Consider the following 18,171-nt stretch of genomic DNA (forward strand, 5'->3'; position numbering starts at 1 on the left):
AGCGTCGACAATCCCGGACCTGGCACAAGAGGCTCCCGGGAAGGAGAGCAATCTTGTTCCCTACGCAGGCGCTAACCTGATCAGGTTCAACGGGATCCGCACCTCTGCGATCTCAGCCTTTGCTTCAAGGCACCCCGACAAGAACGTGCGCAGTCTAAGCTGGAGTGGCCGACAAAGCCAAGCGTGTCGAGCCTGCCGTGATGAATGGCAACGCATGGATTGTTGCCGAGGACACATGGCACTACACTGGCGCATCGTTTCGATACTCGAAAGTACAGTAAATAAGAACCTGATCAAGGATTGCCCTATGCTGCGCAAACTTTCACTGGCGATTGCCGTGTCCTGTGCGTCCAACGGCGCGGCCTGGGCAATGGACCCGCCCACCACGGTCAAGACGGACCTGGTCAGCGTCTATCAGGAGGCAGTGGACAACAATGCCGACCTGGCCGCCGCCCGCGCCGACTACGGCGCACGCCGCGAGGTGGTGCCACAGGCGCGCGCCGGCCTGTTGCCGAACCTGTCGGCAGGCGCCGAGATGATGAACACGCGCACCCAGTTGGACGAACCGTCGATGACCTCCAACCGTAGCGGCAACACCTGGAGCGCGACCCTGGCCCAACCGATATTCCGCGCCGACCGCTGGTTCCAGTTGCAAGCCGCCGAAGCGGTCAACGAGCAAGCCGTGCTGGAACTGTCAGCCACCGAACAGAACCTGATCCTGCAAACCGCCGAAAGTTACTTCGCCGTGCTGCGCGCCCAGGACAACCTGGCCTCGACCAAGGCCGAGGAAGCCGCCTTCAAGCGCCAGCTCGACCAGTCCAACGAGCGTTTCGACGTGGGCCTGTCCGACAAGACCGACGTGCTCCAGTCCCAGGCCAGCTACGACACCGCACGGGCCAACCGGTTGATCGCCGAGCGCCGGGTGCAGGACGCCTTCGAGGCGTTGGTCACCCTCACCAACCGCCAGTACAGCTCGATCCAGGGCGTGGTGCACAGCCTGCCGGTGCAGGTGCCGACCCCCAACGACGCCAAGGCCTGGGTCGAAACCGCTGGGCGCCAGAACCTCAACCTGCAAGCCACCAACCAAGCCGTCGCGGCCGCCGAACAGACCCTGCGCCAACGCAAAGCCGGCCATGCCCCAACGCTGGACGCCGTGGCCAAGTACCAGAAAGGTGACAACGACAGCCTCGGCTTCACCAACCCCGCACCGCAAGCCGGCGTGCGTTATGGCGGTGACGTCGAGCAGACCAGCGTTGGCTTGCAGTTGAGTATCCCGATCTACAGCGGCGGGCTGACCAGTTCGCAGGTGCGCGAGGCCTACGCTCGCTTGAGCCAGAGCGAGCAGCAGCGCGAGAGCCTGCGCCGCCAGGTAGTAGAAAACACCCGCAACCTGCACCGCGCGGTAAACACCGATGTGGAACAGGTGCAAGCGCGCAAACAGTCGATCATCTCCAACCAGAGCGCGCTGGAAGCCACCGAAATCGGCTACCAGGTGGGTACCCGCAACATCGTCGACGTGCTCGATGCCCAGCGCCAGCTGTACACCTCGGTGCGCGACTACAACAACAGTCGCTACGACTACATCCTCGACAACCTGCGCCTGAAGCAGGCCGCCGGTACCCTGAGTCCGCAGGACTTGCAAGACCTGGGGCGCTACCTGAAAGCCGACTACAACCCGGACCGGGACTTCCTGCCACCGGATTTGGCGGAAGCGGCGGCGAAGAATTTCGAACGCAGGCCATGATACCGGCGCTGGCTTCTTCGCGGGCAAGCCCGCTCCCACAGGTACAGCACAAGCCTTGAAGTTTGTGATGTCCCTGTGGGAGCGGGCTTGCCCGCGAAGAAGCCAGCGAAGATGTCAGCTAATGAGTTTCGCCACCCCATCCAACAACCGCTGCAACGCCCCCTGATTAGCCACCATCACCGCCCTACCCGCCTCGCCCATGCGCCGGGCGTCCTGCGGCAGCTCGATCAGGCGGCGCACTTCGGCGGCCAAGCCCTCGGCATCATCGACCTGCTTCAACGCCCCCGCATCACGCAACATCGCGCTGATTTCGAGGAAGTTGAACACATGCGGTCCCATGATCACCGGTAATGCCAGCGCAGCAGGCTCCAGCGGGTTGTGCCCACCCGTGGCCACCAGGCTGCCGCCAACGAAGGCGATATCCGCCACGGCGTACAGGAACAGCAACTCGCCCATGGTGTCACCCACCAACACCTGGGTCTGCGCCGACAGCACATCACCGCTGGAGCGACGCAGCGTGGCAAAACGCTCGGCGCACAGGGCATGCACGGCGTTGAAACGCTCCGGGTGGCGCGGCACCAGAATCAGCAAGGCATCGCCATGCACGTCGAGCAAGCGGCGATGGGCATCGAGCACCAGCGCGTCCTCACCCTCATGGGTACTGGCCGCGATCCACACCGGGCGCTGGATGGCGCCCCACTGCTCGCGCAGCGCACGGGCGCGGGGCAGCAGTTGTTCGTCCACTTTCAAGTCGAACTTGATCGAGCCAGTCACCTGTACGCAGGCAGGGCGCGCGCCCAAGTCGCGAAAACGCTGCGCCTCGGTTTCAGTCTGCACGGCGATCAGGCTCATCTGCTCAAGCATCGGCCGGGTCAATCCGGCAAAACGCGCATAACCACGCGCCGAACGCGCCGACAGCCGCGCATTGGCAAGCGCCACCGGAATCCCGCGCCTGGCGCACTGGTGGATATGGTTCGGCCACAGCTCGGTTTCCATGATGATGCCCAACGTCGGGCGCACATGATCGAGGAAACGCCCCGCCGCCCACGGCAGGTCGTAGGGCAGGTAGCAATGCTGCACCCGCGGCTCGTCCTTGAACATCGCAAGGATCCGCTCGGAGCCGGTCGGGGTCATGCAGGTGAGGGTGATCGGCACGTCCGGGTACTGCTTGAGCAACGCGCGAACCATGGGCGCAGCGGCGATGCTCTCACCCACCGACACCGCATGCACCCAGATACCGCCAGGCTTGATCGCGGGCAGTTTGAAGGCGAAGCGCTCAAGAACGCGCGCGCGGTATGCCGGCGCCTTGCGCCCACGCAGATACAGGCGCAGCGCCACCAGCGGCAGGCCCAGGTGAAACAGCAAGGTATAGAGGGTTCTGTTCATGGCGGCGGAGTTTACCCGATCGCACGCAAGTGCACCGCAAAGCGCTCAGCCAGCCATTGCGCAGCCGGGCCCAAGGGCTCGTCGCGGCGCCAGGCCAGCTCGGCGACCAACGCCGGGGGGCGCCATTCGCTGACCAACTCGACCATCTGCGTCTGGTAAGTGGGGTACTGCACCACATGGCGCGGTAGCCAGGCCCAGCCCAGGCCGCGCATCAGCAGTTCGGCCATGGCGTAGAAGCTATCGGCGCGCCAGACCTGCGGACTGGCCACTTCGCCGCCGGGGTAGCCACTTTGCTGTGGCGTGATCAACAACTGCCGGTGCCGCGCCAATTGCTGGCAGCTCACGTAGTCGAGACGCGCCAGCGGATGGTCAATAGCGCACACCGTCACCATCTCGACACTGCCAAGGGCACGCCGCTCAAGTGACGCCGGGATGCTCTCATGATGGAAAAACAGGCCAAGGTCGGCGCGCCGCTCCACCAGCTTGCGCGCCACATCACCCTGGGCGCCACTGGCCAGTTGCACTTCAAGGTAGGGGTAGCGCGTGGCCAGTTCGTCGAGGCTGTCGATCACCGGTTGGTAGGGCATGGCCTCGTCCTGGGCCACTCGCAGCAGCGCCTCCTGGCCGCGCATCAGCGCCAGCGCGCGGCCATCCAGACGCTCGCATTGACGCAGCAGTTCACGGGCGTCCTCAAGCAACGCGGCGCCATTCTCGGTCAGGCGTGGCTGGCGACCGCTGCTGCGTTCGAACAGGGTCACGCCCAGGTCTGCCTCCAGCAGCGCGATGGCACTGCTCACCGCCGATTGCGCCTTATGCTGCTCGCGGGCGACAGCAGAAAACGAACGCAACTCGGCCGTGCGCACGAACAAGCGCAGTTGTTCAAGGTTCCATTGCTCGGTCATTAGCAACCTATCTCCAATTCAGATAGCTAATGACTTTACCGCATCCAGGCTTGCCCTAGAATGCCCAGCCAGAAACGGAGGATCTGCCATGAACGCCTACACCTATCTCGCCATCGCCATCTGCGCCGAAGTCATCGCCACTGCCTCCATGAAAGCCGTCAAGGGCCTGAACACGCCGCTGCCCTTGCTGTTGATGGTGTGCGGCTACGGCGTGGCGTTCTGGATGCTCACCCTGGTGGTGCGCAGCATTCCGGTGGGCATCGCCTACGCCATCTGGTCGGGGCTGGGCATCGTGCTGATCAGCGTCGCGGCGCTGGTGATCTACGGGCAGAAACTCGATGTGCCGGCGATGCTGGGCATGGCCATGATCGTTGCAGGGGTGGTGGTGATCCAGGTGTTCTCCAATACCGCCGGGCACTGATCCCTGCTCCCATGTGAATGTATACTGCGCACCTATCCCGCTTTAGAGGTGCCCCCATGCCATCCGCCATTTCCACTGACGTACTGATCGTCGGCGCCGGGGTCGCAGGCCTTTGGCTCAATGCCCGCCTGCGCCGGCTGGGTTATTCGACGGTACTGGTGGAGCGCGCGAGCCTTGGCGGCGAGCAGACCATCAAGTCGCAGGGGATCATTCACGGTGGCACCAAATATGCCCTGCACGGCGCCCTGACCGGGGCCTCCGAGGCCATCGCCGATATGCCACGACGCTGGCGTGAGGCGCTGGCCGGCACGGGCGAACTGGACCTCAGCAGTACTCGCCTACTGTCCGATGCCCACTACCTGTGGAGCCCCGGCACCCTGGCCGGCAACCTCACCAGCTTCTTCGCCAGCAAGGCCGTACGCGGCCGGGTCGATCAGGTCAAGGGCGAGCAACTGCCACCGGCCCTGCAGGACCGCGCATTCAAGGGCAAGGTTTACCGCCTGGCCGAACTGGTCATCGACGTGCCGAGCCTGCTGGCCAACCTCGCGCAACTGGCCGGCGACAGCCTGCTGGCCGGCGAGCATATCGAACCGCTGCATGAGGCCGACGCACTGGTCGGCCTGCGCGTCGATGGCCGCGAGATTCGCGCCCAGCGCGTAGTGCTCAGCGCCGGCGGCGGCACCGAGGCGCTGCTGCATGCACTCGGCCTGGAGCAACCGGCCATGCAGCGCCGCCCCCTGCACATGGTCATGGCCAAAGGCCCCAACCTCAAGCCGCTGTATGCCCACTGCCTGGGTGGCGGGCCCAAGCCACGGGTCACCGTGACCACCCACCCGGCCGCCGACGGCCAATGGGTATGGTACCTGGGCGGTGATCTGGCCGAAGCCGACGGCGTGGCCCGTGAGCCGGCAGCGCAGATCGCAGCCGCACAACAGGAAATCGCCGGCCTGCTGCCGTGGGTCGACCAGACCCAAGTGCGCTGGGCGACCCTGCGTGTCGAGCGCGCCGAACCGGCACAGTCGGGCCTGGTGCGCCCCGACAACGCCTTCCTCGCCGAACAGCAAGGCCTGCTGGTGGGCTGGCCGACCAAGTTGGCCCTGGCCCCGGACTTCGCTGACCGGGTACTGGCGAGCTTCGAGCGCGACGGCATACGCCCGACCACCCAAGCCGATCTTGCCAACCTGCCACGCCCGCCACTGGGCGTGCCTGCGTGGGAGCAACTGCTGCCATGAGCCTGCCTACCCTGCACGATCATCACCGCGCCCTGGGCAGCACCGGCCTGCGCGTATCGCCGCTGGGCCTGGGCACGGTCAAGCTCGGCCGCGACCAAGGCGTCAAGTACCCCAGCGGCTTCACCATCCCCGACGACGATGCCGCGCGCCTGCTGCTGGCCCAGGCCCGCGAGCTGGGCATCAACCTGCTCGACACCGCACCGGCCTATGGCCGCAGCGAAGAGCGCCTCGGCCCGCTGCTGCGTGGCCAGCGCGAACAGTGGGTGATCGTCAGCAAGGTCGGCGAGGAATTCGACGACGGCCTGTCGCACTTCGACTTCAGCGCTGCCCACACCCGACGCTCGGTGGAGCGCAGCCTCAAGCGTCTGGAAACCGACCGCATCGAGCTGGTGCTGGTGCACTCAGACGGCAACGACCTGGCGATTCTCGAGCAAGCCGAGGTGTACGACACCCTCGCCGCACTCAAGCAGGAGGGCAAGATCCTCGGCTATGGTTTCTCCGGCAAAACCGTCGCCGGGGGGCTGAAGGCCCTGGAGCAAGGCGACTGCGCCATGGTCACCTACAACCTCAACGAACAGGCGGAACGCCCAGTGCTGGACTACGCTGCCGAACACGGCAAGGCGATCCTGGTGAAAAAGGCTCTGGCCAGCGGCCATGCCTGCCTGGCACCCGGCGTCGATCCGGTGCAGGCCAGTTTCGAGCTGCTGTTCGCCCACCCCGGCGTGAGCAGTGCCATCGTCGGCACCATCAACCCCATCCACCTGGCCCACAACGTGGCCACCGTAGCCCGCATCCTCGGTCGCCACTGAAGCGCCTGGCGGGCCCAACGTAAGGAGGAGCCTCGTGCCGCGTACGCTGATCCGCAAGAACCCAAGCGACTTCAAGACCCTGGCGTTGCACGTAGAGGCCACCCCCGATGGCCTCACGTACCAAGGCATCGGTGCTCCCCAGAACTTCGCCCAGACCCTGCAACGGCGCAAGGCCATCGAGCTGCCCAACAGCGAATGCTTCATCATCGAGTTGGCCAACTTGGGCGTTTCGGTGCGCCTGACCCTGGAATGGCAAGGCCGTGACTACTGGGTACTGGTACGCCAGCAACGCCAGGATCGTGGCGACGTGGTGCTCAAGCTGATCTCCGGCTACGTACCGGCCCACGAACTCAACCTGCCGTTGCTCACGGCCCTGCAGGAAGTCGCTGAAGAATGCCTGCTGGAAACGCCGGAAGGCTGGCTTGCCGGACGCTTCGGCGACACCTGGATGCCCGCGCCTTATCAGCACACCCTGCGCTACCGGCAAAATGCCCACTTCACCCTCAGCCCGCTGTCGGGCGCGGCGCGGCCGGTGCATTGCGCGCGCCTGCCACTGATCGAACGCCCACGCGCCTACGTACACACCCCGACCGCCTCCCTACAACTGGTCTACGACCTGCGCCTGACGCTGCCGCGCGATACCAGCCAGCTCAGCCTGCTGCATGTCGACGAACACCTGGAAGAGGGCCAACTGATCGCACGCCTGGACCGCGAGCAGCCCGACCTGTTCCTGCTGCCGGTGCACCAGGAGCGCCCCGGTGCCGAACTGCTGAGCCTGACCGACGGCCAACTGCGCCCGGTCACCAGCGATGGAGTATGGCTATCGGAAAGCTTCGCCGCTCAGGACGGTTGGCTGGTGCATGACGAGCGCATCAGCTGGAAAGACTGGCGGGCACGCTTGCACGCCTGAGCACGGCCAGTACCGTACCCAGACGGGCAGTCACAACTGGAAGATCTGGCCGAACGGTCTTTGCGAGGTTTTTCAGACGTGCAGCAGCCAGTAAATGGCTACTGCACGTCTGAATAGCAGGACAGGCCCGCGACGCGAGAGGCGTCAGTGCTTGCGGATCTTCTCGACGATCGCTGTGGTGGAGCTGTTTTCTACCAGCCCCAGAACTTTCACTGTGCCGCCATAGGCCTTGACGATATCCGCGCCAACCACCTGATCGATGCCATAGTCGCCGCCCTTGACCAGCACGTCCGGCTTGACCTGGCGCAGCAGGTTCTCCGGGGTAGCCTCAGGGAAACTGATGACCCAGTCCACGGCCCCGAGCCCGGCCAGCACGGCCATGCGCCGGTCGACGCTGTTGATCGGCCGGCCAGGGCCTTTCAGGCGACTGACCGAAGCATCGTCGTTGATGGCGACGATCAGGCGATCACCTTGCGCGCGGGCCTGCTCGAGGTAGGTCACGTGGCCGGCGTGCAGGATGTCGAAGCAGCCGTTGGTGAAGACGATCTTCTCGTTGTGCGCACGCGCATCGTCGATGGCCAGCAGCAGTTGTTCCAGGCCCAGCACACCGCGCTCGGAGCCTTCTTCGCGCTGGATCGCGCGACGCAGCTCGGGGGCACTGATCGCGGCGGTACCCAGCTTGCCAACCACGATGCCTGCGGCCAAGTTGGCCAGGGCCACGGCGTGGGGCAGGTCTTCACCGGCAGCGATCGCGGCGGCCAGGGTGGAAATCACGGTGTCGCCGGCACCGGTCACATCGAACACTTCACGGGCACGCGCCGGCAAGTGCAGCGCCGGGTGGCCGGTGCGCAGCAGGGTCATGCCATGCTCGCCACGGGTGACCAGCAAGGCCCCCAGGTCGAGTTCCTCGAGCAGCTTCAGCCCCTTGGCAACCAGCTCGGCCTCATCGCTGCAACGACCAACGATGGTCTCGAACTCGCTCAGGTTGGGGGTGATCAGGCTGGCGCCACGGTAGATGGAAAAATCCTTGCCCTTCGGGTCGGCCAGCACCGGGATGTGCTTGGCGCGCGCGGCCTCGATCAGCGCCTGGTGGTTCTTCAACGCACCTTTGCCATAGTCGGACAGCACTAGCACCTTGACCCCATCAAGCAGGCTGTCGACCTCGGCACTCAGCGACAGCGCATCGGTAGCGAAGGGTTCCTCGAAGTCGATGCGCAGTAGTTGCTGGTGACGGCTCATGACCCGCAGCTTGACGATGGTCGGCTGGTGGGCGATACGCTGGAAGACCGAACGCACGCCGGCTGCCTGCAAGCTATTGGCCAGGCTATCGGCTGCCTCGTCCTGGCCGGTGACGCCGACCAACGCCGCGGGTGCACCCAACGCCGCGATGTTCAGCGCGACGTTGGCCGCGCCGCCCGGACGATCCTCGATCTGGTCGACCTTGACCACCGGCACTGGTGCCTCCGGCGAAATACGCGAAGTACCGCCATGCCAGTAGCGGTCGAGCATGACATCGCCGACCACCAGAACCGGGGCTTGATCGAAACGCGGCATGGACAACTTCATGGACAACCCATCAGACAGAATGAACAGGGGCGGGATATTAGCACAGGCCTAATCCCACCACTTCAACTCAAGATCCGCCGCACCCAGAACAGCTCGTGCCGGCGCACCGCCTTGCGCAAGAACTCGTTGTCGCCCGTGGCCGGCCAGGTGCGCCCGGCCAGCAGGCGCTGGATCTGGCGGCGCAAACGGCGCTTGAACGACAGCGGTCCCTGCAAGTCATGCTGCATACCCAAGGCCATGGCCTTGTCCAACTGGCGCGCCGGATCGAGCAGTGGGCTCCACAGGCGGTCGGCGGGCAACGGCTCGATTGCCGGAGGTAATGCGATACCCATACCGGCCGGGCCCATGGGCCAGCGGTCGTTGTCGTGCAGGTGGTTGGCGTAGAACAACGCTGTGGTCGGCTTATGCGCGCTCAGGGCGATGGCCTGGAAAATCGCCTGGGTGGTAGCCACGTGATCGGCATGCGGGTCGAGTTCAGGGTGCGGGGTAACGACCACCTCGGGCCGGTAGTGCTCGAGCAGTGCCACCAGGTCGGCGACCAGATTGCTCCAGGTCGGCGCCCCATCGCAATCGCCCGGCAGGCTCAGCGGGTTGTGCTGGCGCACGCTGCGGATATCGCCCTCGCCCGACTCGCGCGATGCCAGGGGCTTGTCCGGTTCGGCGGCCATGGCCGGCAGTTGCAGACAGTAATAACCCAGCTGTACGCAATGACTGGCCTTGACCCCGCCCCACAGCGGCACCGCCAGGCTGTCCCAACTGCGCAGGCGGCCCTTCAGGCGGGCAGCGCCAGCCTTGTCCAAGCCCAGTCGCTGGTAGTTCTCGGCCTCGATCTCGCCCTGGGTAAGGGTAACGATGGCCACCTCCGGGCAGCGGCTGTAGTAACCGAACGCGGCCAGCTCCGCGTCGTCGGCATGCGGCGCAAGGATCAGCGTGCGCTGACGGGTGAAATCGGGACTTGCCATGACGTGCAAGGTGGCCTCGGTGGCCACACGGCAGCGCCGGCCACGCACCGTCAGTTCGCCACGGGCCACGGCATTGCGCTGACCAGACAGGTTCAGGTAGCGCACGCCATCGACGCTACGCTCGAAGTCCTGGCGGTCATCGCCCACCTCGACGAACGGGTCCAGCCAACGCCCGAGCCACGTATGGCGCACGCGCACGGCTAGCACCAAGGTCTCGCCGGGAGGCAGTTCGCCAGCCAGTTTCAAGCGCCCGCCCTCGATGATCGCCGCCTGGCTCTGAGCGTCCTCGGGGAAGCAGTACTGATAGTCGTCGCTGCCACGGTAGAACAGGTGATCGGCAAACCACGCCTCATGGGCGACCCAGCCCACCAGCATGAGCAGCGGCACCAGCCACCAGGCCAGGACCACTCCCACCACCAGCAAGGCCAGCAGCGCCAGCAACAGGGCGATACGCTTGTTGCGACGGTGGACTTTCAACAACTGTTGCTTGCGTGCACTCATGGCATCAGACCTGATAGACCGGCACGGTGCGGCACCAGCGGTCCTTGTATTCACGATCGGCGCGGCCGAACGAGTAGCGCAGCGGCTTGCCCAGCGCCCTGGCATCGGCCCAGGCCTGCTGGGTATTGACGAAGCTCAGCACGCTACCGGGACTAAATTCCCGGCTCTGCGGATCGACCCCACCATTGATGTATTCCAGCGACACCCATTGCGGCGCCTCGACCCGGTACAGCACCTGGATCGCCACTGGCGCACCGTCCAGCAAGGCCACCGAGCCTGTCATGAATTCGCGCAACAGGGTGAACACCTCGACCAGCCCCTGCTTGCCCGCCACCTCGAAGCCCCAGCGACGCTCGAACAGGTCGGTGTACATGGCCGCCTGCTCGGCAGGGGTAAATTCAGCCATCGGCCGCATGACCCCGCCCGCTTCTTCGAGCAGACGCAGCTCGCGGCGCTGGTTGTAGCGGAACTTCTTCGAGTAGTCCTCAGGCTCGCGGGCCAGGGCCAGGCCCTCGGGCTGGCTGCGCAGGGTGCTCAGGGAGCCCGCGTTAAGCTCGGAGACATAGCGCATGCGCTGGCGCACCGGGACCTGCACGCCGGCGGCGACCGGCAGAATCACCTCGGCATTGCCCAGGTCCAGCAGGTGGCGCTTGCCCTCGCGCTTGAGCACTTCCTTGGCCAGGGCCAGGTACTGCCCCGAACACGGCATCGCCGCCTGCAACTGGCCCTCGATGAACCAGCCCAGGTAACGCACCGGCACGTCGAGGAAGGCCGACAGACGCGCCACCACTTCGGGGTGAGTGGCAACGCTGCCGCCGAAGCGATACCAGGCCTGGGCGTACTGCGCCGCGTCGATCTCCTGCCAGCCCCGCTCACGCCAACTGCGCAACAGCCTCAGCATGCATCGGTCGCCTGTGCCGGTTTGCCTTGCTCGCCATCCTCGAACTCGCGGGCATGCAGGCGTGCGTAGTGGCCGTTGCGGGCCAGCAGCTCGTTGTGCGAACCCCGCTCGACGATGCGGCCGTCTTCCATGACCAGGATCAGGTCGGCCTTCTCGATGGTCGACAGGCGGTGGGCGATGACCAGGGTCGTGCGGTTCTGCACGACATGGTCGAGGGCCGCCTGGATATGGCGCTCGGACTCGGTGTCCAGCGCCGAGGTGGCCTCGTCGAGGATCAGCAAGGGTGCATCCTTGAGCAGTGCTCGGGCAATCGCCAGGCGCTGGCGCTGGCCACCGGAGAGCAGCACGCCGTTTTCGCCGACCAGGGTGTCGTAACCCTGCGGCATCTTGCGGATGAACTCATCGGCGTAGGCTTCGCTGGCCGCTTTGTGCACCGCTTCGATCGGCGCCCCGGCCAGGTCGCCATAGGCGATGTTGTTGGTCACGGTGTCGTTGAACAGGGTCACCTGCTGGCTCACCAGCGCGATGTGCCGGCGCAGGTTGCGCAGGGTGAAGGCCTGCACTTCGTCGCCGTCGAGCAGGATCTGCCCGTGCTCGTGCTGGTAGAAGCGCGGAATCAGCCCAGCCAGGGTCGACTTGCCGCTGCCGGATCTCCCGACCAGCGCCACCATCTGCCCGGGTTCGACGACGAAACTGATGTCATCGAGCACTTTCTTGTCAGTGCCGGGGTACTCGAAGCTCAGGTTGCGCACTTCGAGGCGGCCTTGCAGGCGCTCGCGCTCGATGGTGCCGTTGTCTACCTCGGCCTCTTCGTCGAGCTGCTCGAAGATACTCTCGGCACCGGCCACACCGCGCTGGATGGTCGAGCTGACCTCCGAAAGCTGACGGATCGGCTTGGGCAGCAGGCCAGCCATAGTGATGTAGGCCACCAGGTCACCGGCTGAGGCCTCGCCGCGCAGCAGCAGGACCAGGAACATGACCACCGCCATGGCGCTGTAGGTAACCAGTTGCAGCGTCGGGGTGTAGACCGCACCGGTCTTGGTCATCGACAGCTGCTTCTCGGTGTTGCTCTGGCTGGCTTGCTGGAAGCGCGCTTTCTCGTAGGTTTCGCCGCCGAAGCTGCGCACCACGCGATAGCCATGGATGGTCTCGGAGGCAACGTGGGTGACATCGCCCATCGAGACCTGGATCTTCTTGCTCTGCTTGCGGAACTTGCGGCTGGTGCTGCTGACCATCAGGGCGATGATCGGCAGGATCGCCACCATCACCAGGGTCAGTTTCCAGTTCATCCACAACAAGGTGACGAACAGGAACACCACGGTCATGCCTTCACGGATCACCACCTTGATCGCATCGGTGGCCGCGCCAGTGACCATGGTGACGTTGAAGGTGATGCGCGAGATCAGGTGCCCGGAGTTGTGCTTGTCGAAGTACTGGTTAGGCAGTTCGAGCAGCTTGTTGAACAGCACCACGCGCAGGTCATGCACCAGTCCGAGCGAAACACGCGCCAGGAAGTAGTTGCCCAGGTACGAGCCGATACCCTGCCAGGCGGCAATGGCCACGATCATCAGCGGCACCGCCTGCAACAGGCGCAGCTCCCCCAGGTAAGGGTTGTTGGGGAACAACACCGCGTCCGGGTTGGCCAGACCATCGACGAAGTATTTGAGGATGTAGGCCAGCATCGGCTGCGTCGAGGCGAACAGCAAAAAGCCGGCGATGCTGAGCAGGAACAGCCCGATGTAGGGCCGCACATAGGTCAGCAGGCGGAAATAGATCGCCAATGTGGACTGGGGGCGAGGTTCAGGACTGCTCATGGGAATCCGCACACGAAAATGAGGCGGGGATCATATCACAGGGCGTTTTTCCCCCAATGAAACCCGGTAGCGGCGATGCCAGGACAAGTCGGCTAAGATAGCCGACCTGTTGATCGGAGGTTACACATGCAAGCACTGGATCACCCCACCTACCTGGCACTGCGCGAGGGCGCGCAAGTGCTCGAAGCCGACGGTTCCGGCGACAAGGTGCTGCGCTTGCGTGACGGACTGATGCTCAAGCTGTTCCGGCGCAAGCGCCTGCTCAGCTCTGCACTGCTGTTCCCGTATGCCGGGCGCTTCGCGCGCAACGCCCAGCGCCTGACCCGACTGGGCATACCCTGCCCCGACATCATCGCCACCTACCGCATCGCCAGCATCGCCCGCGACGCGGTCTACTACCGCCCGCTGCCCGGCCAGACCTTGCGCCAACTGCTGGACGATCCGGCGCAAGCCCAGGCACTGCGCGTGCAGTTCGGACGCTTCGTCGCGCGCCTGCATGAAGCGGGGGTGTATTTCCGCTCGCTGCACCTGGGCAACGTGGTACTCACCCCGCAGAACGAGCTGGGCCTGATCGATATCGCCGACCTGCAACGCCAACACTGGGCACTGCGCGACAGCCAGCGCGAGCGCAACTTCCACCACATGCTGCGCTACCCGCAGGACCGCCAGTGGCTGCTCGGCGAAGACGCCGGCGAAACCTTCCTGTCGGGCTATCGCCAGGAGCTGGAGCGGGGCCAGCACAAGCCCCGTCCGCGCCTGCTGGCCAACCTGCGCCAGTTGCTCGGCTGAAGGATCAGCGGCCGATCACCACGAACGTTGCCTTCTTGCGGTTGGAGAAGCTGGCCAGCACGCGCAACTGGTGCTTTTCCAGCCAGGCGGTCAACCACGGCTCATCGGCCCGCGCCTCGATGGCGAAGTAGCTGAAGCGCTCGGCCTCGGTGCCGTCGAACTCGCGCTCGCGCGGCTGGATCGCCGGGTAGCCACGGCCTGCGTAGTAGGCGACTCGCGCATCCTCGTAGTAGACCTTGGCCTGCGGGTCGACATTACCGGCGATCCAGCGGCCAGCCTCGACGATCTGCGGCTTGCCCGCACCGGTGGAAATCACGTTGGCCAGCATCACCAGTACGCCAACCACCACCAGCGCCTTGCCCAGTCGCGGGAAACGCTGGGCGAACAACAGCGCACCGACTGCCAGCAGCGGCACCGCCAACAGGTTCAGGAAGCTCAGGTAACGACCGTTCATGAACTGCTGACCGATGAAGAACAGCATCAGTACCAACAGGTAGACCGCCGCCGCCCAGGCAAATGGCCGAAACTCGCGCAGGTAGGTGCGCAGCGCCTGCCAACTGCTGCGCTGCAGGAACGGCAGGCAGAAGGGGCCGGTCAGCGCCACGAACTTGATCAGCAACGCCGCGAGCAGGCCAAAGAACACGATGCGCCCTGCCTCGTCGCGCGAATACTTGAATTTCAGGCTGTCGCCGAACTGCCCCGCCAATTCATGGAAGGCCACCAGCACACGCTGCGGACTGATCAGGGTGAGGTAGTAGTCCACGCGCCCGGAGCTCAATCCACCCTTGGCCAGCAACACCGACAGCCCGACGACCAGCGCGACCCCAGGCAGCAGCACGAATTGGGCGAAAGACACCCAGTTACGCCGATCACGCAAGCCGACCAACAGCCAAAGGCCCAGCGCCGCCTCCAGCATCACCGCCTCCATGCGAAACAGCATGGCTGCCGCAATCGCCAGGTGGATGACGCCAGCGCGCAGCCAACCGCCACGCGCCTGCCAGTGCATTACCAACCACAGCGTCAGGATGCAGAAGAACCAGAAGCCATATTCACGGAGGATGTCATTGCGGAACTGGTTGACGGCCGGCATCGCCAGCACCAGCAGACACGCCCAGCCAGCGGCGGACGGGACACGCTGGCGCACGGCATCGACCAGCAACGCACAGGTCCCAGCCATGAACAGCGCGCACCACAGGTAGGCACACCACTCCATGGGCAAGCGGGTGACGTTGTGGCTCGCGGCCAGCAGGTAGGTGAACCATGGCCAATTGAATACCTGCCAGGCGACCTGCGGCCCTTCGACGCTGACGCGCTGGGCAATATTCAGGTAGAACGCCGCATCGCGCCCGAGGGCGCTGGTGCCTAGCACAGCGATCAGCGACAGCAGCAGGCTGCCGATAAATGCCAGTCGCACCGAGTAGGTATCGACCATCCTTGAAACGAAAGAACCCACTGCGATTTCCACCCTGTCAGCAGCCAACATCGATTGTTATCAAACTTTCATCAGTCGCAGGGCCTTGCGCAGGTACGTCCAGCGCATGGCTTGCAACGGGCTCAGGCGCAGGGCCTGGGCATAAAAACGCCGGGCCAGGGCACGCTCGTCGGCCAGCAAGGCCGCCCGGAACAGCGACAGGTAGCGCTGCGCTGTGTAGCGCCGGCGCAGCACCTGACACTCTGCGGGCAGGCTGGCGAAGACCTCGCGCACCATACCCATGGCGTATTCTTCTTCGTTTTCGCGACTATGCCGCAAGCTGTCGGCATGCTTGTGAATGCGCGCGATCGGCGCATTGGTCACCGCCACCTGGGCATTGACCAGAAGAAAGGCGAACACCGGGATGTCCTCGCCGGTGCGCAGGCCTTGCGGATAGGGTCTGCGCAACAGCAGCTCACGGGCGAACAGCGTGCAGCAATGCGACACCGAGATACGCTTTTGCAACAGGTAGCGCCGCGCCAGCTCCAGCGCGCTGGCCCGTGGCACGGGCGTGGGCAGGCGCAGGCGCTCGCGGCCATCGGGGTAGACCGAAAGCTGAGCCCCCAGCACCATGCCCGCCTGCGGGTTGGCCGCCAGAACCTCACGCAGCGCTTCAAGGGCCCCTGGGGTCAATTCGTCGTCAGCATCCAGCAGCAGCACATAGCGCCCGCGCGCCTTGGCGATAGCGTTGTTACGCGCCGCCGCAGCGCCGGCGTTGGCTTGGTCGATCACCTGCAATTGCGGGTAACGTGCCACGTAGCCGGCCAGCACCTCGAGGGTGTTGTCCCGGGAGCCGTCGTTGACCACGATCAGCTCCAGGTCATCGGCCCACTGGCACAGGACCGAGTCCAGTGCCCGTGGCAGCAGTTTCGCGTAGTTGTAGGCGGGTACGACCAGACTGATCAGAACCTCAGGACTCGGCATACTCCGGCGCACCTTCTTTGACGACCAGAATATCTTCCATGATCAGGTACTGCAGGTCCGAGCCGAAGAACATGTTCAGGGCATCGGTCGGCGAGCAGATCATCGGCTCGCCACGGCGGTTGAGCGAGGTGTTCAGCGATACGCCGTTACCGGTCAACGCTTCGAGCGCCTTCATCATGTCGTAGTAGCGCGGGTTGTATTCGCGCTTGAGCACCTGGGCACGCGAGGTGCCGTCCTCGTGCACCACTTCCGGCACACGGGTCTTCCACTCTTCAGCCACTTCGAAGGTGAAGGTCATGAACGGTGCCGGGTGATCGACCTTGATCATCTGCGGACCAACGGTGTCGAGCATCGACGGGCAGAAAGGCCTCCAGCGCTCGCGGAACTTGATTTGCTCGTTGATGCGGTTGGCCACGCCCGGCACGCTCGGGCAGCCGATGATCGAACGACCACCCAAGGCCCGTGGACCGAACTCCATGCGCCCCTGGAACCAGGCCACCGGATTGCCGTCGACCATGATCTTGGCGATGCGCTCGGGCATGTCGTCGATCTTGCGCCACTTGGGCACATTCGGATGACGTGCGCAGGCGGCGATGACATCTTCGTTGGAGTACGAAGGGCCGAGGTAGACGTGCTCCATCTTCTCGACCGGCACGCCACGGGCGTGCGACACGTAGGCCGCCGCACCCACTGCGGTACCGGCATCGCCCGAGGCCGGCTGGACGAACAGCTCCTTCACATCATCGCGGGCGATGATCTTCTGGTTCAGCTTGACGTTCAGTGCGCAGCCGCCCGCGAAGGCCAGCTTGCCGGTCTCTTTCAGGGTGTCGCCCAGGTAATGGTCGATCATTTGCAGGGCGAGCTTCTCGAACAGCGCCTGCATGCTGGCCGCATAGTGGATGTACGGCTCGTCAGCGATGTCGCCTTCGCGCTTCGGACCCAGCCACTCGATCAGCTTGGGCGAGAAGTAGAAGCCTTTGCCCTTCTCTTTATAGCGGCGCAGGCCGATGACGTTAGCGTACTCGGTATTGATCACCAGCTCGCCATTTTCGAAGCTGGCCAGGCGCGAGAAGTCGTACTTGCTGGCGTCGCCATACGGCGCCATGCCCATGACCTTGAACTCGCCGTCGAGCATCTCGAAACCCAGGAATTCGGTGATCGCGCCGTACAGGCCGCCCAGCGAATCCGGGTCGAAGAATTCCTTGATCTTGTGGATCTTGCCGTTTTCGCCGTAGCCGAAGAAGGTGGTGGCGTATTCACCCTTGCCGTCGATACCCAGGATCGCCGTCTTTTCCTTGAAGCCCGAGCAGTGGTAGGCACTGGAGGCGTGGGCCAGGTGGTGCTCGACCGGCTCGATCTTGATCTTCTTCGGATCGAAGCCCAGTTGCTCCAGGCACCAGACGATCTTCTTGCGGTAGCGCTTGTAGCGACGGTTGCCCATCAGCAGCGCGTCGAGGGCGCGATCCGGGGCGTACCAGTAGCGCTTGGCGTAGTGCCAGCGGGCCTTGCCGAACAGGCTGATCGGGGCGAACGGGATAGCCACCACGTCGACGTCCGACGGCTTGATGCCCGCCTGTTCCAGGCAGAACTTCGCCGATTCGTAGGGCATGCGGTTTTTCGCATGCTTGTCACGCACGAAGCGCTCTTCTTCGGCGGCGGCAATCAGCTTGCCGTCGATGTACAGGGCCGCGGAAGGGTCATGGCTAAGGGCGCCGGACAGGCCAAGAATCGTCAGTGCCAAGGGTCTAGCCTCTCAAATCGGTAGAAGTGCGCCACCGGCCTCGCAGGCGGATGGCGGCTAAAGGGGCGGGATTATAACGCAAACCTGAGAGGCTGCAC

15 protein-coding genes and 1 riboswitch are annotated in these 18,171 nt (G+C 64.6%); of the genes, 6 read left to right on the forward strand and 9 right to left on the reverse strand.

What is annotated here, in order from left to right:
* Window positions 1-40: 40 nt before the first annotated feature.
* Window positions 41-147, reverse strand: a riboswitch (TPP riboswitch).
* Window positions 148-307: 160 nt separating this feature from the next.
* Window positions 308-1,744: a TolC family outer membrane protein gene (locus tag FEM01_RS09475; RefSeq protein ID WP_138219178.1), complete on the forward strand. Its 1,437-nt coding sequence runs from the start codon at window positions 308-310 to the stop codon at window positions 1,742-1,744.
* A 114-nt stretch (window positions 1,745-1,858) separates the two neighbouring features.
* Here the strand turns inward: FEM01_RS09475 and waaA are convergent, their stop codons facing one another.
* The gene (gene waaA, locus FEM01_RS09480; protein ID WP_138219179.1) at window positions 1,859-3,130 is read right to left on the reverse strand and encodes a lipid IV(A) 3-deoxy-D-manno-octulosonic acid transferase; all 1,272 of its coding nucleotides are present in this window, start codon (window positions 3,128-3,130) and stop codon (window positions 1,859-1,861) included.
* Window positions 3,131-3,141: 11 nt separating this feature from the next.
* On the reverse strand, window positions 3,142-4,032 hold the full coding sequence (locus tag FEM01_RS09485) for a LysR family transcriptional regulator (RefSeq protein WP_138219180.1): 891 nt from the start codon (window positions 4,030-4,032) through the stop codon (window positions 3,142-3,144).
* 88 nt (window positions 4,033-4,120) lie between these two features.
* Here FEM01_RS09485 and FEM01_RS09490 point away from each other — a divergent pair, with 88 nt between their 5' ends.
* Genes FEM01_RS09490 through FEM01_RS09505 form a run of 4 tightly spaced genes read left to right on the forward strand, consistent with a single transcriptional unit; the run spans window position 4,121 to window position 7,404 of the window.
* The gene (locus FEM01_RS09490) at window positions 4,121-4,453 is read left to right on the forward strand and encodes a DMT family transporter (RefSeq protein ID WP_138219181.1); all 333 of its coding nucleotides are present in this window, start codon (window positions 4,121-4,123) and stop codon (window positions 4,451-4,453) included.
* A gap of 56 nt (window positions 4,454-4,509) precedes the next feature.
* The gene (locus FEM01_RS09495; protein ID WP_138219182.1) at window positions 4,510-5,685 is read left to right on the forward strand and encodes an NAD(P)/FAD-dependent oxidoreductase; all 1,176 of its coding nucleotides are present in this window, start codon (window positions 4,510-4,512) and stop codon (window positions 5,683-5,685) included.
* The gene (locus FEM01_RS09500; protein ID WP_138219183.1) at window positions 5,682-6,494 is read left to right on the forward strand and encodes an aldo/keto reductase; all 813 of its coding nucleotides are present in this window, start codon (window positions 5,682-5,684) and stop codon (window positions 6,492-6,494) included. The genes FEM01_RS09495 and FEM01_RS09500 overlap by 4 nt, the downstream gene beginning before the upstream one ends.
* 34 nt (window positions 6,495-6,528) lie before the next feature.
* Window positions 6,529-7,404 carry a metal ABC transporter ATPase gene (locus FEM01_RS09505; protein WP_240791740.1) on the forward strand — a complete coding sequence of 292 codons (876 nt, stop codon included), beginning with the start codon at window positions 6,529-6,531 and terminating at the stop codon, window positions 7,402-7,404.
* A gap of 144 nt (window positions 7,405-7,548) precedes the next feature.
* On the opposite strand, the gene hldE is transcribed toward FEM01_RS09505, so the two are convergent.
* The 4 genes from hldE to msbA form a co-directional block, all read right to left on the reverse strand.
* Complete coding sequence (hldE, locus tag FEM01_RS09510; RefSeq protein WP_138219184.1) at window positions 7,549-8,970, reverse strand: bifunctional D-glycero-beta-D-manno-heptose-7-phosphate kinase/D-glycero-beta-D-manno-heptose 1-phosphate adenylyltransferase HldE; 1,422 nt, start codon at window positions 8,968-8,970, stop codon at window positions 7,549-7,551.
* A 62-nt stretch (window positions 8,971-9,032) separates the two neighbouring features.
* Window positions 9,033-10,433, reverse strand: a complete 1,401-nt coding sequence (locus FEM01_RS09515; protein WP_138219185.1) for a PIG-L deacetylase family protein — start codon at window positions 10,431-10,433, stop codon at window positions 9,033-9,035.
* A 4-nt stretch (window positions 10,434-10,437) separates the two neighbouring features.
* On the reverse strand, window positions 10,438-11,334 hold the full coding sequence (locus FEM01_RS09520) for a GNAT family N-acetyltransferase (protein ID WP_138219186.1): 897 nt from the start codon (window positions 11,332-11,334) through the stop codon (window positions 10,438-10,440).
* Window positions 11,328-13,148, reverse strand: coding sequence for a lipid A export permease/ATP-binding protein MsbA (gene msbA / locus FEM01_RS09525; RefSeq protein ID WP_138219187.1), 1,821 nt, complete (start codon window positions 13,146-13,148; stop codon window positions 11,328-11,330). Before msbA ends, FEM01_RS09520 begins: the two co-directional genes overlap by 7 nt.
* A 126-nt stretch (window positions 13,149-13,274) precedes the next feature.
* On the opposite strand from msbA, the gene FEM01_RS09530 reads away from it, so the two are divergent.
* Window positions 13,275-13,937, forward strand: coding sequence for a phosphotransferase (locus tag FEM01_RS09530; RefSeq protein WP_138219188.1), 663 nt, complete (start codon window positions 13,275-13,277; stop codon window positions 13,935-13,937).
* A gap of 4 nt (window positions 13,938-13,941) precedes the next feature.
* On the opposite strand, the gene FEM01_RS09535 is transcribed toward FEM01_RS09530, so the two are convergent.
* The 3 genes from FEM01_RS09535 to FEM01_RS09545 are packed head-to-tail and all read right to left on the reverse strand — an operon-like array spanning window position 13,942 to window position 18,073.
* Window positions 13,942-15,390 carry an ArnT family glycosyltransferase gene (locus FEM01_RS09535; protein WP_240791741.1) on the reverse strand — a complete coding sequence of 483 codons (1,449 nt, stop codon included), beginning with the start codon at window positions 15,388-15,390 and terminating at the stop codon, window positions 13,942-13,944.
* Between the two features lie 39 nt (window positions 15,391-15,429).
* Window positions 15,430-16,332 (reverse strand): glycosyltransferase family 2 protein, encoded by a 903-nt coding sequence (locus FEM01_RS09540; protein ID WP_138219189.1) that lies wholly within the window; start codon window positions 16,330-16,332, stop codon window positions 15,430-15,432.
* Window positions 16,319-18,073: a carbamoyltransferase family protein gene (locus FEM01_RS09545; RefSeq protein ID WP_138219190.1), complete on the reverse strand. Its 1,755-nt coding sequence runs from the start codon at window positions 18,071-18,073 to the stop codon at window positions 16,319-16,321. Before FEM01_RS09545 ends, FEM01_RS09540 begins: the two co-directional genes overlap by 14 nt.
* Window positions 18,074-18,171 lie beyond the last annotated feature (98 nt).

The sequence above is a fragment of the Pseudomonas mosselii genome, from assembly GCF_005796105.1.
GTDB lineage: Bacteria > Pseudomonadota > Gammaproteobacteria > Pseudomonadales > Pseudomonadaceae > Aquipseudomonas > Aquipseudomonas mosselii_C.